This window comes from Iodobacter sp. BJB302 (assembly GCF_002735645.1).
Classification (GTDB): Bacteria; Pseudomonadota; Gammaproteobacteria; order Burkholderiales; family Chitinibacteraceae; genus Iodobacter.
Genome location: NZ_PDZG01000030.1, coordinates 1 through 14,217, shown reverse-complemented (window position 1 = coordinate 14,217; position 14,217 = coordinate 1). Strand labels below are relative to the sequence as shown.

Here is a 14,217-nt window from a genome sequence, read left to right as displayed (position 1 = left end):
GGCGGGATTGGCTCGCTGCCTCGCTCCCAAGCGATCCCCCGCCCCGCTTGTTCGGAGCTGGCGTGTTTCAAGGGGTGATTTAAGCCCCGTGCCATGAGCAGTGATACGAATTCTAATAACAGGGTTTTAACACATTCAAAACCTAAAAATAACTGAACTCAAGTCATGTTTTCCTCCGTGAAACTCCGTGCTCTCTGGGGCCTCCGTGGTTCAAGACTTGGGTTTTAGTGCCTGTAAGCAAGACACCCTTCCCGCCAGCCTTCATAATCCCCTCATCCTGAATGACCACTCCCCACCTATGAAAATCATCCACACCTCGGACTGGCATCTGGGCCAGCATTTTATGGGCAAGACACGCCAGGCTGAGCATCAGGCTTTTTTAGACTGGCTGCTGGCCGCTGCGATTACCCACAATGCCGATGCTATTTTAGTGGCCGGGGATATTTTCGATACCGGCTCGCCGCCCAGCTATGCCCGCGAGCTTTACAACCACTTTATTGTGGCCCTCAGCAAAACCGGCACGAGGCTGATTATTTTGGGCGGGAATCATGACTCGGTAGCCACCTTAGGCGAAAGCAAATCGCTGCTTGCTGAGCTAAACACCAGTGTGATCCCTGGCGTGGCGGCCGATGCTGGCGAACAGGTTTTGCTGCTCAGGCAAAAAGACGGCAGCGCCGGGGCGGTTTTATGTGCGATACCCTTTATCCGCGCGCGCGATGTGCAGCAAAGCGTGGCGGGACAAAGCAGCGATGAAAAGCAGCTCAGCCTGCAAGCAGGTATTTTTCAGCACTATCAAACGCTGTATCAGCGTGCTCTGGATGTGCGAAACGAGCTTGGATTGACCACCCTGCCCATTATCGCCACCGGCCATCTCACCACCGTTGGCGCAAGCGCCAGTGAATCGGTGAGGGAGATTTATGTTGGCGCGCTGGAAGCCTTCCCCACCAGCGCCTTTCCACCTGCTGACTATATTGCGCTGGGGCATATTCACCGCCCGCAAAAAGTCGGCGGCTTTGAGCATATCCGCTACTGCGGCTCGCCGATTCCACTGAGCTTTGATGAAGCTAAGCAGGTCAAAGAAGTGCTGCTGGTTAGCTTAAATAATGAGGGCCTGCAAGCGGTTGAGCCGCTCACCATTCCCCGCTCTCAGCAACTGATCTCTCTGCGCGGCAATCTGGCTGAGCTGGAATTAGCCATCAGCGCTCTCGAAAAAAACGAATCCATCTGGCTGGAAGTGCTGGTCAGTAGCGATGATTACCTTAGCGACTTACAAAGCCGCATAGAAGTACTGACAAAAGACACGCAAATAGAAGTGCTGCGCATCCGCAGAGAGCGCGGCAATGCGGCCAGCACCTGGCAAGCAGACAGCAAGGAAACACTGGCCGAGCTCAGCCCTGCCGATGTATTTGCCCAGCGTATCGCCAGCGAAGAAATCGAAGCGCCGCTCCTGATCCAGCTGGAAAAACGCTATGCACAAACCGTCACCCTATTGCAGGAGGGCAAGGCATGAAGCTGCTTAGCCTGCGTTTAAAAAACCTGAACTCTTTAAAAGGCGAGTGGAAAATCGATTTCACCGCCGCGCCCTTTAAAGATAACGGCCTGTTTGCCATTACCGGCCCCACCGGCGCGGGTAAAACCACCCTGCTGGACGCCATCTGCCTGGCGCTCTATCACCAAACGCCGCGCATGAGCAGTATTTCGGCCAGCAGCAATGAACTGATGACCCGCCACACCAGCGATTGCCTTGCAGAAGTCGAGTTTGAAGTGAAAGGCAGCCGCTACCGTGCTTTCTGGAGCCAGCGCCGTGCGCGTAATCTGGCCAGCGGCGCATTGCAAGCGCCCAGAGTGGAGCTGGCAGACGCCAACGGGCAAATTCTCAGCGATAAGATTAATGAAAAGCTCAGACTCACAGAAGGCCTGACCGGCCTTGATTTTGGCCGCTTTACCAAATCCATGCTGCTGGCACAGGGTGGCTTTGCGGCCTTTTTAAATGCCGCCGCCAACGAGCGCGCCGAGCTTTTAGAAGAGCTAACCGGCACCGATATTTACGGCCAGATTTCGCAATCTGTGTTTGAGCAAACCCGCAGCAGCAAGCAAGCGCTCGATCAGCTGCGTGCCAAAGCATCGGGTGTAGAGCTGCTGAGCGAAGAGCAGCGCAGCGGCTTACACCAGGAAGCATCTGACTTAGCCCATAGCGGGCAAGCGCTGCAAAGTCAGCTAAGCCAGGTGCAAATCAACCGCCAGTGGCGCGAAGCACTAAGTAAAGCCAATCGCCAGCATGCTGAGGCTCAATCCCGCCAGCAAGAAGCCCTTGCTGCACTTACCAGCGCAGAGCCGCAGCTGGATCAGCTTGCCCGAAGCGAGCCAGCGGCCAAACTGCAATTGCCATACAGCACGCTAAGCCAGGCCACAAAGGCACTCGCCCATACCGGGCAAGAGCTGCTGCAGCTGAGCGCAGAGCAAAACAGCGCCCTTGAAGAACACCGGGCGAGACTCTGGCAGGCGCAACAACTGGCGATGCAACAAAGCCAGCAAAGCCGCGCCCGGTTTAGCCAGACCCAGGCCGCGCAAAGCGCATTAATCAGCAGCCAGCGCCCCGAGCACGCAAAACTGGGTGAGCAACTGGTGGGCTGGCGGGCACAATTTTTAAGCTTAAATAATCTGGCAAGCGGGATGAGCAAGCTGGAAGCAGAGATCAATCAGCAAAATATCCAGGCACTGATTGAGCAACAAGCGGCAAGCACTCTAAGCGTCAGTAACCAGCGAGCAGAAAGCCAGGCGGCCGGGCTGGCAGAAAACACCGCGCAAGCGGCATGGCAGGCTTTACTTGCGGGCAAAGACGAAGCTGCTTTTTGGGAGCAGAAACAAAGCTTACTTGCGCGTGGCGCAGATATCGCTAAGCTGGCCGAGCTGGAAATCAGCAACCAAAAAACACAGCAGCAATCTGCACTGCTGGCCACCACGCTGGCCGAAAAGCAGACCATGGTAAGCCAGAAAGAGCAGGCGCTGGCAACGCTCAGGCTGACATTCAGCGATTTAAAACAACAGCTGAACGATAAGAAAAAACTACTGGAACAAGAACAACGCATTCAAGGGCTGGAAGCCTACCGCCAGCAATTGCAAGCCGGAGAAGCGTGCCCACTCTGCGGGTCTCATGAGCATCCGGCCATTCATGATTACGAGGCGCTGAATGTTTCTGCCACCGCAGCAGCAATGGAGGCCAAACAGGCAGAGCTGGAAAAGCTTACTGAAGAGGGGCAGGCGCTCAAGCTTGATCTCACCCGGCTGGAAGCAGAAATCGGCGCGCTTCAATCTCAACAAAACAACTTCTCAATACAAGCCGCAGAGCAGCTGCAGCAATGGCATCTGCTCTGCAGCAAGCTGGCTGCTCCCGCACCTGATTTAGCCGCACTCAGCCAGCAAAACGCCGCAGCCGTGCAGGATGCAGACGCCACTTTAAACCAGCTGGCCCAAATGAAGGCGCAGCTGGAAGAAGCGCAAAAAGTAAGGCTGGCCGCTGAAAAAGCACTAAGCGACAGCCAGCAAGCTTTGCAACTGCTGACGCAAAAGCTGGAAAACGCACAGGCCCATCTGCAAGATTTAAACCAGAGAAAAAACAGGCTGGCCGAACAAATAAGCACAGAAACCGAAGCATTGCGGTGCTCTCTGCCCGATCAGAAACTTCCTGCTGACAGCAAGACATGGCTGCAGGCGCAAGAATCACTATGGCAAGGCTGGCAAGCCGCGCAGCAACAGTTGCAAAAGCTGGCACAAGATTTAATTGTTCAGCAGCAGGCCGTCAATGCCGCTGAAGAGGCAAAAAACACTTGGCAAAAATGCTGGCAGGATACGGGCGCGGCAGCACAGGCCCCCCTGCCCGCCTCACCTCAGCCTGCAGCCGATTTAGCCGCGTGCATCTCGCATATCAACCGCCTGCAAGAGCAGATTAATCAGCAAAAAGGCCGTGAAATCACCCTGCAAAAGCGCAGGCAAGAGCATGAGGAGCAGCTGCAGCACGCCAGCCGTGCATGGCAGGCCGCGCTGGCTGCCAGCCCTTTTGCGGATGAAGCGGCATTTATGGCCGCACGCCTTGAAGACGATCAGCGCAATGCATTAAGCGCGCTCAAACAGCAGCTCGATACCGCACTGATCAGCGCCAGCACCTTGCTCAGCAGCGCGGAGCAAATCGTAACGCCGCTGCAGGCAGAGGCCAAAACAACGCTTGAAATCCCTGAGCTGGATGAGCAGCTGGCCAGCCTCAGCGCAGAAATCAGCCGGCTGGCGCAGCGCCAGGGCGAAATTCGCGGGGCATTGCTGGGTGACGATACAAGGCGCAGCGGCCAGGCAGCCCTGTTTGCAGAGATTGCAGCCATGAGTGTGGATTACGATTACTGGCAGCATCTCAACAGCCTGATTGGCTCGGCCGATGGTGCAAAGTATCGTAAATTTGCACAGGGCTTAACGCTGGATCATCTGATTCATCTTGCAAATCGTCAGCTGGAGCGCCTGCATGGCCGCTACCAACTGATGCGTAAAAGCACAGGCGAGCTGGAGCTGGGGATTATCGACACATGGCAAGGCGATGTGGCACGAGACACAAAAACATTATCGGGCGGCGAAAGCTTTTTAGTCAGCCTGGCTCTGGCCCTGGCGCTGTCTGATCTGGTGAGCCACAAAACATCGATTGACTCGCTGTTTTTAGACGAAGGCTTTGGTACGCTGGACGGCGAAACACTGGAAATCGCCCTCGACGCGCTCGACCATCTCAACGCCAGCGGCAAAATGATAGGCATCATCAGCCACGTAGAAGCCCTGAAAGAACGCATCCCCGTGCAGCTGAAAATCCATAAATCAGCAGGGCTGGGGCTCAGCCAGATGGATAAGCAGTACGCGTTTTCAGGAGGGTAAATGCAGAGTGGGCACGGGTTTGTGTCAACGTGCGCCAAGTTAAACAGTTTTGTAGGCAGGGTGAAAGCCCATTTGCGCGAACCAGTTTGCTTTTACATCACTGATGTTACGCAACGACAACCCAAATCTTGAACCACGGAGTTTCACTGAGAGAACCATTTTGAATAGAGCTGTTAATTGGGTTTTGAGTAATTTCAACCTAAGCAAAGTTGTTTTTATCGCAACACCTAGGGTCTGTTGACGTTTCATTCACGGCTGCGTTGGCTGCAGTTTTGGGGCTGAACAAGGCAAAAATTGCGACATGGCACGAGTACCATTAGCGATTTTTAACGATGTGCAGCCCCAAAAATGCAGTCAACCCTCTGCGTGCGAGGGGTTTTCCTCGCTCAGCGATGGGGCTGAGCCGGAAAAGGGGTAGCGGGCTTGCTCCCGAGCAGCCTTTTTCGCCGAGCCGATTATCCGCAGTGAGGGACCTTCGTGCTTTTGGGGTTGCGGCTTGACTTCGTTTCTTGGCCGCGCAAGAAAGGAAGGCCCAGCGGGACGCCCGCACCAAAATCAACGTGCCGAAGGCACTAAAATGATCTTTTTGCTATAGCGCGGATGCCCACTCTTAAGCAAAATGGCTAAATGACTTAATAGCCCACCTCTCATCCCCTCTGGCATAAATCATGCTGATCGCATCTTTCCTTCTGCATTCACTAAAGGGAAATATCATGCGTATCGAGCAGAGTGATTTAAAGCTCACCAGCCACCAGGCCAGCAGCAGCGAAAGCTGGAAATCCTTGCAAATGGCGGAAGGGTCCGCTTCGGCAGATCCATCGCAAACCCCGTTTTCAGCGTTTTTTAAGCAGGAATTATCCGCCCTTGCCCACGTTCTGCCGCAAGCAGACGCTAAGCAGGAAGAAGCCTTGCAGGCGGTGGATAAAAGCCAGGCTCAGCGTTTTCAATCTTTATGGGAAATGCTGTTTGGCAATCACAGCAGCAGCCAGCCCGTGGCCGCTTGCCCGGACAAATCCACGGCGGCGGCGCCCGGTGCCGGCAGCCCGGCCACGCCCAAACCACAACCCATTACCCTGCAAGTGCTGGCTGTTGAGCATACAAAGACCAGTGAGAGCTGCAGCTTTAATGCCAGCGGCAAGGTTTGCCTGCAAGATGGCAGCACGCGGCAATTTGACGTTGCTTATCAAAATGCCCAAAGCAGCGAGAGCACTAAAATACTGGGTGCAGAGTGGCTTACATTAAAAGACCCGCTGGTGATTGATATGGGGCCGGCCACCACGAAGCTCAGTCAGCAAAGTGTGGATTTTGATTTAGATAATGATGGTAAAAAAGAAAGCATGCGCCTGCCTGACGCCAGCTCTGGCCTGCTGTTCTTTGACAAAAACAAAAATGGCATTGCCGATAATGGCAGCGAGCTGTTTGGCCCGCAAAGCGGTAATGGCTTTAGTGATTTGGCCAGGCTGGATGAGGACCACAATGGCTGGATAGACGAAGGCGATGCGGCTTATAAAGATCTGAAACTCTGGCAAAGCGGTGATCAGCCTGCCGGACGGGTGCAAACGCTGGCGCAAGCTGGCGTAGGTGCCATGGCCACCGCCAGTGTGCAAACGGAATATGGCATTAAAGAAAATGAGCAGCTACTTGGCCAGATTCGCGCCAGCAGCGTATGGCTTGGCGAGCATGGCGGGGCAGGCAGCGTGCGCCAGATTGATCTGGCCACCAAACCAGCCGCCTGAATGATTTCTTTAAAAACAACAGAGGGCGCAATTGCGCCCCCTGTAAAACAATGACTGCAGGCTAAATTACTGGATCAGATGCCCGAGGAAAGCATAAGCAAAGCCAAAGTAAATAAAGACGCCCAGTAAATCCATGATGGATGTAATCAGTGGCGCACTCAGCGTCGCCGGGTCCGCACGCATCAGGCGGGCACCGAAAGGCAGCAGCGCACCAATAATGCCGCCTGCAGCTGTACAAACCATCATGCTCAGACCAATCACCATCAGGATGTCAAAGTTCATTGCGTCCTTGCTGAAATAAGCCAGTATGGTTTCCAGAATACCAATCACAATGGCAATCGCCAAAGCCACAGGAATTTCACGCTTAATCACAAACCAGACGTCTTTCCAGCAGAGGCGCACTTCACCAAGAGCCATGGCGCGCAGCACCAGGGTGGCAGACTGGCTGCCGGTGTTGCCGCCCATATCCACAATGGGCGCCAAAAACGCGGCCAGAATAATCACTTCGCTGATTAAATCTGCCTGCTGCGATACAAAGGTACTGGTGATGATGCCAAAACCGGTAAGGATAATCAGCCACAGCACCCGCACTTTAAATAATTGCCGGATGCTTGAATCACGCAGGCTAAGATCCGCCCCGCCGCCCGATGCGGTACCGCCAAACTGAGACAAGCGCGTTGCGTCCTGCTCTTTTTCAATATCCATCGCATCATCAACGGTCATGATGCCGATCATGCGCTCGCCCTGATCCAGCACGGGTATTGCCAGTAAATCATAGCGGCGGATCAGCTCGGCAGCCTCTGCGGCTGGCCAATCTGCACGGGCAAAAACCGAATTGGTTTTCATCATTTCATCCACCCGCATCTCTGGCCTTGCCAGCACTAATTCCCGCAAGGAAACCGTACCCAGTAACTGCCTGCCCTCATTCACCACATACACCACATAAATGGTTTCTTTATCCGGCGCGCCCTGGCGCAGGGACAGCAAAGCCTGCTCTGCCGTCTGCTGCGATGTGATGGTGGCATATTCAGAAGTGGTGGCAGAGCCCACCGAGCCTTCAGGAAAAGACGCCAGATTCAGAATATCGTCGCGCTCTGCCTTGGCCAGCGCAGGCAGCAGCAGCTCTTTTTTTTCTGCATTTAAGCGGTTAAAAATATCGGCGCGTTTATCTGAAGCCAGCAGCTCAAACAAATTAACCACGATATCTGCAGGTAAAGCAGAGAGAATTTTGTCTTGTACAGGGGCCGCAAAATGGGCAAACAAAGCGCAGCGGGAGGCAGGATCAAGCGCACGCAATAATTGCGCAATTTGCGCGATGGGGTGAGCTTCTAAAACATCGGCCATATCGGCCAGAGGGGTGCTGCGGGCAAGCCTGGCAAAGGCCTGGCTATCGTATTGGCGCAGCATAGCCTGAATGGCGTTTGATAATTCATGGTGCTTCATAGAGTCGATATCCTTCAGCGGCAGCGCGCTTCAGGACACCACTCAATTTTTAAACGAGGGGAGGCCTTCCGCGCAATGCCGGAATAATTTTAAAAAGTGACAGCCAGTCAAAACAACAACTAGGGGGCTCTGGGTCCATCTTGCTTCGGGTTTCCTGTATTTAAAAAAGGGCAGATGCTAGGGTCTGTTGACGTTTCATTCACAATTGCGCTGAGCCGGAAAACGGCCAGGCACAAGGCATGCGACGAAGGCAATAACGGGTTATTGTCGAGGAGCATAACGCAGTGAATGGCCATTTTCCGGCTCAGCCCTTCGGGTTTAGCCCATTTTTGGGGCTGCACTGCGTTAAAAATCGCTCATGGTACTCGTACCATGTCACAATTTTCTCCTTGTTCAGCCCCAAAACTGGGCCAAACGCAGCCGTGAATGAAACGTCAACAGACCCTCGCTAAAAAGAAATTAATCTCATTAAGATCATCCCTGCGGGGCGCTTTTTATCATTATTTTTACTTTGGCCGGTAGGCGTATTAGTACCACTTTCAGTATCTGAGCTAAATGATCGTCATATTGTAAATATCACCTGAATATTCAACCCAAAAACTACCCGATCAGCATTTATTCACTCAATAAATCAATGCCTTATGAAAACCAGATAATGCAATTTGGGTAAAGATATAGATTCATTTTTCAGCGAAAGTACGGATCATTAAGTTAAGCCCCAGACATAAATGCTTTCAACATCTTTGCAACAGTCTTCCTCATCCTGCTTGACCCTGGCGGCAAGCCAGCCTAAATTGCCATTTCCATTCACTGACCGGAGGCAAGCCATGAATACATCTGCGCCTATTTCTACTGCGGTCGGATATATCAGCAAGGCATAAACCGCCTCTTTTATCCGACCGGTCCGGCTTCTTGCCTGGCAGCCACTGAGCTGCGCTAGGCTTTTTGACTCGTCTTTCGGATAAGACCATGTACCCCTCTATAGAAAAATTGCGTGCGATCGGTTTCGACCAGCACGCTTTACAAGCATTTCACCTCATTCAATCAGAGCCAGACAGCCCGCTGCAGCTGGCCCGAATCAGCAATATTCAGCGTGATCGCTTTATGCTGCACGATGGCGCATCTGAACAGCCTGCACAGCTGCGGCCTGCGCTTTATCACGCGCTGCAAAGCCGTGCTGAAACGCTGGCCGTGGGCGATTGGGTGCTGTTCAGCCAGCAGGATCACGCATGGATAGAAAGCATTCTTCCGGCAAAAAATCGCCTCAGCCGCCGTAATGCCGAAGGGCAAAAACAAGCTTTGGTCGCCAATATTGATCTGGCCCTGCTGGTAATGGGGCTGGATCACGATTTTAATTTGCGCCGCCTGGATCGCTATCTCACCCTTTGCATCGCCAATGATGTAACCCCGCTGCTGGTGCTCAGCAAGGCCGATTGCTCACCACAGGCGGCAGAAAAAATGGCTCTGGCCCGTGCCCACCTGCCCGCCCATATCGGCCTGCTAGCGCTGGATGGCCGGGGAGATTCAGCAAGAGAAGCTTTATTACCCTGGCTGGCTGCAGGCCAGACCGTGGTGCTGCTTGGCTCATCCGGCGCAGGTAAAAGCACACTGACCAACACCCTGATCAGCGCCCGGGTACAGGACACGGGTGCAGTGCGCATGGATGATAGCCGGGGGCGGCACACCACCACCTCGCGCAGTCTGCACCTTTGCCCCAATGGCGCTTGCATTATTGATACGCCGGGCTTGCGCACTATCAGCCTGGATAGCGATGAAGCAGGCATCCACGCCGCTTTTGCCGATATTACGGCGCAGGCCGCCCTTTGCCGCTTCAGGGATTGCCAGCATCAGGATGAGCCTGGCTGCGCTGTGCGCGGGCAAATCAGCAGCGACAGGCTAAAAAGCTTTCATAAACTGCTGCGGGAGCAAAGCAGAGAAAGCCAGACGCCCTTGCAAAAACAAGCACAGCTGGCCAAATGGAAAATCATCAGCAAAAGCGCCAGAAATAAAAGGAAAAGCCATATCGATTAAGCCTCACCGGGCGGCTGGGCACACCACCCACAGCCCAATGGTCTTTAGCGCCTGACGGGCAGATAAAGGCCGCTCTGCTCACTTAAAATCACATGCAATCAGCAGGTACGAAGCGCTAGGCGTTTCGTACCTCATTGCTTAAACCAATAGCTGGCAGCCCGCGCCGCCTGTCGTAATGCCTCGTAAAAACTAGATCCTGATCAAAAAGAAAGCCGCTTAATCCGCTACACTGCGGCCTTTTTTGCTGAAAACAATGAATCCTCTTCTCATGATTGCCATCACCACGGGCGTGCTTTCCGGCCTTTGGGGCTGGGCGGCTGTTTCTTTGGGCTTATTAAGCTGGACAGGATTTTTAGGCTGCACGGCTTATTTTGCCTGCCCGCAAGGCGGCGTACGCGGCCTGCTGCTCAGCGCCTTAAGCTGCTGCAGCGGTGTATTTTGGGCCATGGTGATTATTCAGGGCAGCGCGATTGCGCCTCACCTTGAGATTGCAGGCTATCTGCTGACTGGCGTGGTGGCGTTTCTGATGTGTATTCAGGCTAAACAGCGCTGGCTGGGTTTTATACCAGGCACATTTATTGGCGCATGTGCCACTTTTGCAGCAAATGGCAACTGGCAACTTGTGAGTGCCTCACTACTGATGGGGCTGATTTTTGGTTTTGCCATGAAAAACAGTGGCTTGTGGCTGGCAGCACGCTTTGATCGCCACTCAAATAAAGATTAAATCAAGGCACATATTTCCTTAATTCTGGCTTTTATATCTCTTACATCGGCCTATACTGAATGTGTACTGTGCATTTGCCAGTGCCCAACAGGAGCCATGCCATGAGTAAGTCTAAGCAAACCCTCAAAGAATCAAAGAAGCAACCGCTGCTGAGTGCCAAAGAAAAGAAAGCAGCTAAACAGATTAAAAAACACGCTGGCGATGCCCTGCCTTTGCTCGCTAAATAAGTTTGAAAAACCTTTGTAAACCTATCCGCGAGGCGTTCGCTGCCGGACGCCATGCTTGATCTGCCCCACGCAAATAAAGCCAGCCAGAACAGGTATTCTGAAGCAGATATAATCAAATATTTATATTAAAACCCAGCTTATACAGTTGGCTTTTTTGGCCTGCTATTACCATTTCTGGCATTGCCCGCACGGATACGATCCCAATACTGCGATCGCAAAGCAAAATTTTCGGATGATTGAATCCAGATAATTTTATCGCGTGCGGATAAATTAGATTTACTCAGCGTATTGGCCAGGCCTTGCCGCTGTGTTAATTCATTACTCACCGATTTATCCAGCATAAAATTAATCCAGTTTTCTGCCAGCGGTTTATTTTTTGCCTTAATACTGATTGCCCAGCAATCCAGCCATGCCAGAGCGCCTTCTTTTGGCACGATATAACCCACATCCGCCCCGGCAGCGCGCAATAATTTAAGCTGCTGCATGCCATAGTTTGCAAACATTAAGGCGGCTTTGTTTTTTATAAAAGCCTGAGTGCCTTCTTCCGGGCTGTTGTAAAAAAATGGTTTCTGATCACGCAGCTCCAGCAGCCTGTTTACCGAGCGTGCCATTTCTTGTTTATTTAAATTAAACGGATCTTTAATTCCGATGGTCAGGGCAGTAAAACTAAAATTATGATTACTGCCATCATGTAAAACAACTTTACCAAGATATTTTTTATTCCATAATTCATTCATTGAAACAGGCGCTTGCTTCATTTGTTTTTTATCGTAAATCAGGCCCATTTCAGAATAGACAAAAGGAATAGCATATAGATACCCATCCCGGTTAATACTGGGTATTTTTTCCACCCGTCTGAACCGGGGTAATTGTTTTTTAGTATTCGGAATACGTGCTGATTTAATTGGAGCGGCAATGGCCTGATCAATATAGCGCTGCATTTCTGCCGTATTGGCGGCAAAAACATCAAAGTTTTCCCCGCGGTTTTTGCTCAGCTTGTCCCACAGCGCCTCGTCTGTATCGATAAAAGTCACTTCAACGCGTGCATCGAAGCGCTTTTCAAACTCGCTTACCCAGTCACCGTCTGCATAGCCCGGCCATGCTAAAACACGCAAAACTTCAGCAGCCCACGCAGCAGATGATGCACTGACACACAGCAACCCAAACACCGAACGCAAAAAGAAGCGTTTCATTTTGACTCTCAATCCAGGTGGATTTACGAAAAAATCCGTCCCCAAGCAGCAAATTAAAAGAAAATATATAAAAAAACCTGTATTTAATTATAAAGTGCCAAACTAAGGAACTCAAGAAAATTGCAATAGCAATCATAAAGTGATTTGTCATTTTTTACACGAAGAATTTTCATCTGTCGTGATATATAAACATTTATAAATATTGCAGATACCCGTCTTAAAAAACAAAAAAATGGCACAGTCAGCCTGAATCTGTCTTTTATTTAAAAAAAATCACAATGCCGTTTTTTGCTTAAGGAGGAAAATATTAAATATAAAATACCGGGCCCCGTCTTTATTCATGCCGTTTAAAACATGCCGATATAAAGTGCGGATCAGCTTATTTATTTTCGGCCAAAAAGTAACCGCTTACGCTGCTGTTTTTAATCCACGCTTCATCATAATCTTCAGCGGCCTTAGGCCGCCCCCAGAAATACCCCTGCACTGCCGGATAGCCCATGGTGCGTAAGATTTGTGACTGATCAAATGTTTCTACGCCTTCTGCAGTTACATTCAGCTCCAAGCTGTTCGCCATTTGCATAATGGCCGAAAACAGCCCCACATCGCGTGCAGTACCCGGCAGGGAAATAACAAAAGAGCGGTCAATTTTAATTCGGCTAACAGGCAGATATTTAAGCAGGGCCAGTGATGAATAGCCGTTGCCGAAATCTTCAATTGCTACACTTACCCCTAATTCACGCATGCCCAGCACCATTTTTCTGATACTGTGAAAATCCTGCAGCATTGATTCGGTGATTTCTATTTGTTCAGGCAAAATATTATGGCGCTGGATCACTGTTTTTAATTCATTTAAAAAATAGTTGCCGCGAAACTGCCTTGCCGAAACATTAACCGCCATAAATAAATCATCCCGCCCCGGCTGCGCCCATTTTTTTATCTGCGCAGCAGCCTGATCCAATACCCAGCTGCCAATCGATTCAATTAAACCTGTGTCTTCGGCAATGCTGATAAATTTATCCGGGAAAAGTAAACCAAATTCCGGGTGATTCCAGCGAATCAGCGCTTCAAACCCCATTAAACGGGATTCATATAAATCAATGACCGGCTGAACGAATTCGTTTCTTTGCAATGCGCCGTGCATGCCCTGCTCTAAATTGAGCCGGGTGCGAACGTTTTCGACTAAATCGCTTGAATAAGCACAGACCCTGCCCTTGCCCTGCCGTTTGGCCTCGTACATTGCGCTGTCTGCAGCGCTGAGTAAATCGCTCAGTGTCTGGCCATCCTGCGGAAAAAACGCCACGCCGATGCTGGCCCCAATCACCAGTTTTTGTTCGTCTATCTGCATGGGGGCAGAGATTGATCTTAAAATTTTATTAGCCACCAGCAGGCCTTCGCCAGAAGAAAGCACATCAGGAATCATCACCACAAACTCGTCCCCGCCAAGGCGGACGGCCTCATCGTGGCGGCGGATCTGGCGAACAATCCGGCCTGCGGCTTCCTGAATAACGCGATCACCAATATGGTGGCCTAAAGAATCATTAATCGCTTTAAACCCATCCAGATCAATAAACATAATCGCCACAATCCGCTTATGGCTTAATGCTCTGGCTAATTCGCTTTCAAGATTCTGATCAAGCAGATAACGATTACCAAGGCCGGTCAGCGGATCATGGTAGGCCAGATGCAGCAGCTGCCGCTCGGCCTTCCGGATGGCCGAGATATCAGAGAACGTTTGCACAAATTGCAGTACTTCTCCGTGCTGATCTTTTACGGTGCAAATATGCAATAGCGTGAATAATCCGCGTAACATCGAGCGCGACATCAGGCTCTGCCCCAATGCTGTTCACTTTATAGTCAAATGATGGATAATTGATAGATAATTTCTTTTTTTCATTAATCATGAAGTATGGCGAGCAGAGCTGCACATTTGGAAGATTCGATTCGAATATCTGACT

At 51.4% G+C, this 14,217-nt stretch carries 10 protein-coding genes; 6 read left to right on the top strand and 4 right to left on the bottom strand.

The genetic code is table 11. The features are described 5' to 3' along the window. Positions 1 to 205: 205 nt before the first annotated feature. Together sbcD and sbcC are read left to right on the top strand one after the other, a co-directional pair. Positions 206 to 1,510: an exonuclease subunit SbcD gene (sbcD, locus tag CSQ88_RS11170; RefSeq protein WP_257212567.1), complete on the top strand. Its 1,305-nt coding sequence runs from the start codon at positions 206 to 208 to the stop codon at positions 1,508 to 1,510. After that, positions 1,507 to 4,908, top strand: a complete 3,402-nt coding sequence (gene sbcC / locus CSQ88_RS11165) for an exonuclease subunit SbcC (protein WP_099398183.1) — start codon at positions 1,507 to 1,509, stop codon at positions 4,906 to 4,908. Before sbcD ends, sbcC begins: the two co-directional genes overlap by 4 nt. A gap of 39 nt (positions 4,909 to 4,947) precedes the next feature. Here the strand turns inward: sbcC and CSQ88_RS11160 are convergent, their stop codons facing one another. Beyond that, positions 4,948 to 5,157 (bottom strand): hypothetical protein, encoded by a 210-nt coding sequence (locus CSQ88_RS11160; protein WP_099398182.1) that lies wholly within the window; start codon positions 5,155 to 5,157, stop codon positions 4,948 to 4,950. 464 nt (positions 5,158 to 5,621) lie between these two features. Between CSQ88_RS11160 and CSQ88_RS11155 the strand changes: the two genes are divergently transcribed. After that, positions 5,622 to 6,644 carry a hypothetical protein gene (locus CSQ88_RS11155; protein WP_099398181.1) on the top strand — a complete coding sequence of 341 codons (1,023 nt, stop codon included), beginning with the start codon at positions 5,622 to 5,624 and terminating at the stop codon, positions 6,642 to 6,644. 66 nt (positions 6,645 to 6,710) lie between these two features. On the opposite strand, the gene mgtE is transcribed toward CSQ88_RS11155, so the two are convergent. Further along, positions 6,711 to 8,087 (bottom strand): magnesium transporter, encoded by a 1,377-nt coding sequence (gene mgtE / locus CSQ88_RS11150; protein ID WP_099398180.1) that lies wholly within the window; start codon positions 8,085 to 8,087, stop codon positions 6,711 to 6,713. Positions 8,088 to 9,056: 969 nt separating this feature from the next. On the opposite strand from mgtE, the gene rsgA reads away from it, so the two are divergent. The 3 genes from rsgA (at position 9,057) to CSQ88_RS23375 (ending at position 11,069) form a co-directional block, all read left to right on the top strand. Continuing rightward, on the top strand, positions 9,057 to 10,118 hold the full coding sequence (gene rsgA, locus CSQ88_RS11145; RefSeq protein ID WP_099398179.1) for a ribosome small subunit-dependent GTPase A: 1,062 nt from the start codon (positions 9,057 to 9,059) through the stop codon (positions 10,116 to 10,118). Positions 10,119 to 10,371: 253 nt separating this feature from the next. Then, positions 10,372 to 10,842, top strand: a complete 471-nt coding sequence (locus CSQ88_RS11140) for a DUF1097 domain-containing protein (protein WP_099398209.1) — start codon at positions 10,372 to 10,374, stop codon at positions 10,840 to 10,842. Between the two features lie 101 nt (positions 10,843 to 10,943). Further along, positions 10,944 to 11,069, top strand: a complete 126-nt coding sequence (locus CSQ88_RS23375; RefSeq protein WP_257212566.1) for a hypothetical protein — start codon at positions 10,944 to 10,946, stop codon at positions 11,067 to 11,069. A gap of 137 nt (positions 11,070 to 11,206) precedes the next feature. On the opposite strand, the gene CSQ88_RS11135 is transcribed toward CSQ88_RS23375, so the two are convergent. Then, positions 11,207 to 12,262: an extracellular solute-binding protein gene (locus CSQ88_RS11135; protein WP_099398178.1), complete on the bottom strand. Its 1,056-nt coding sequence runs from the start codon at positions 12,260 to 12,262 to the stop codon at positions 11,207 to 11,209. 379 nt (positions 12,263 to 12,641) lie between these two features. Further along, entirely contained in the window at positions 12,642 to 14,084 is a 1,443-nt protein-coding gene (locus CSQ88_RS11130) for a bifunctional diguanylate cyclase/phosphodiesterase (RefSeq protein ID WP_099398177.1), read from the bottom strand. Positions 14,085 to 14,217 lie beyond the last annotated feature (133 nt).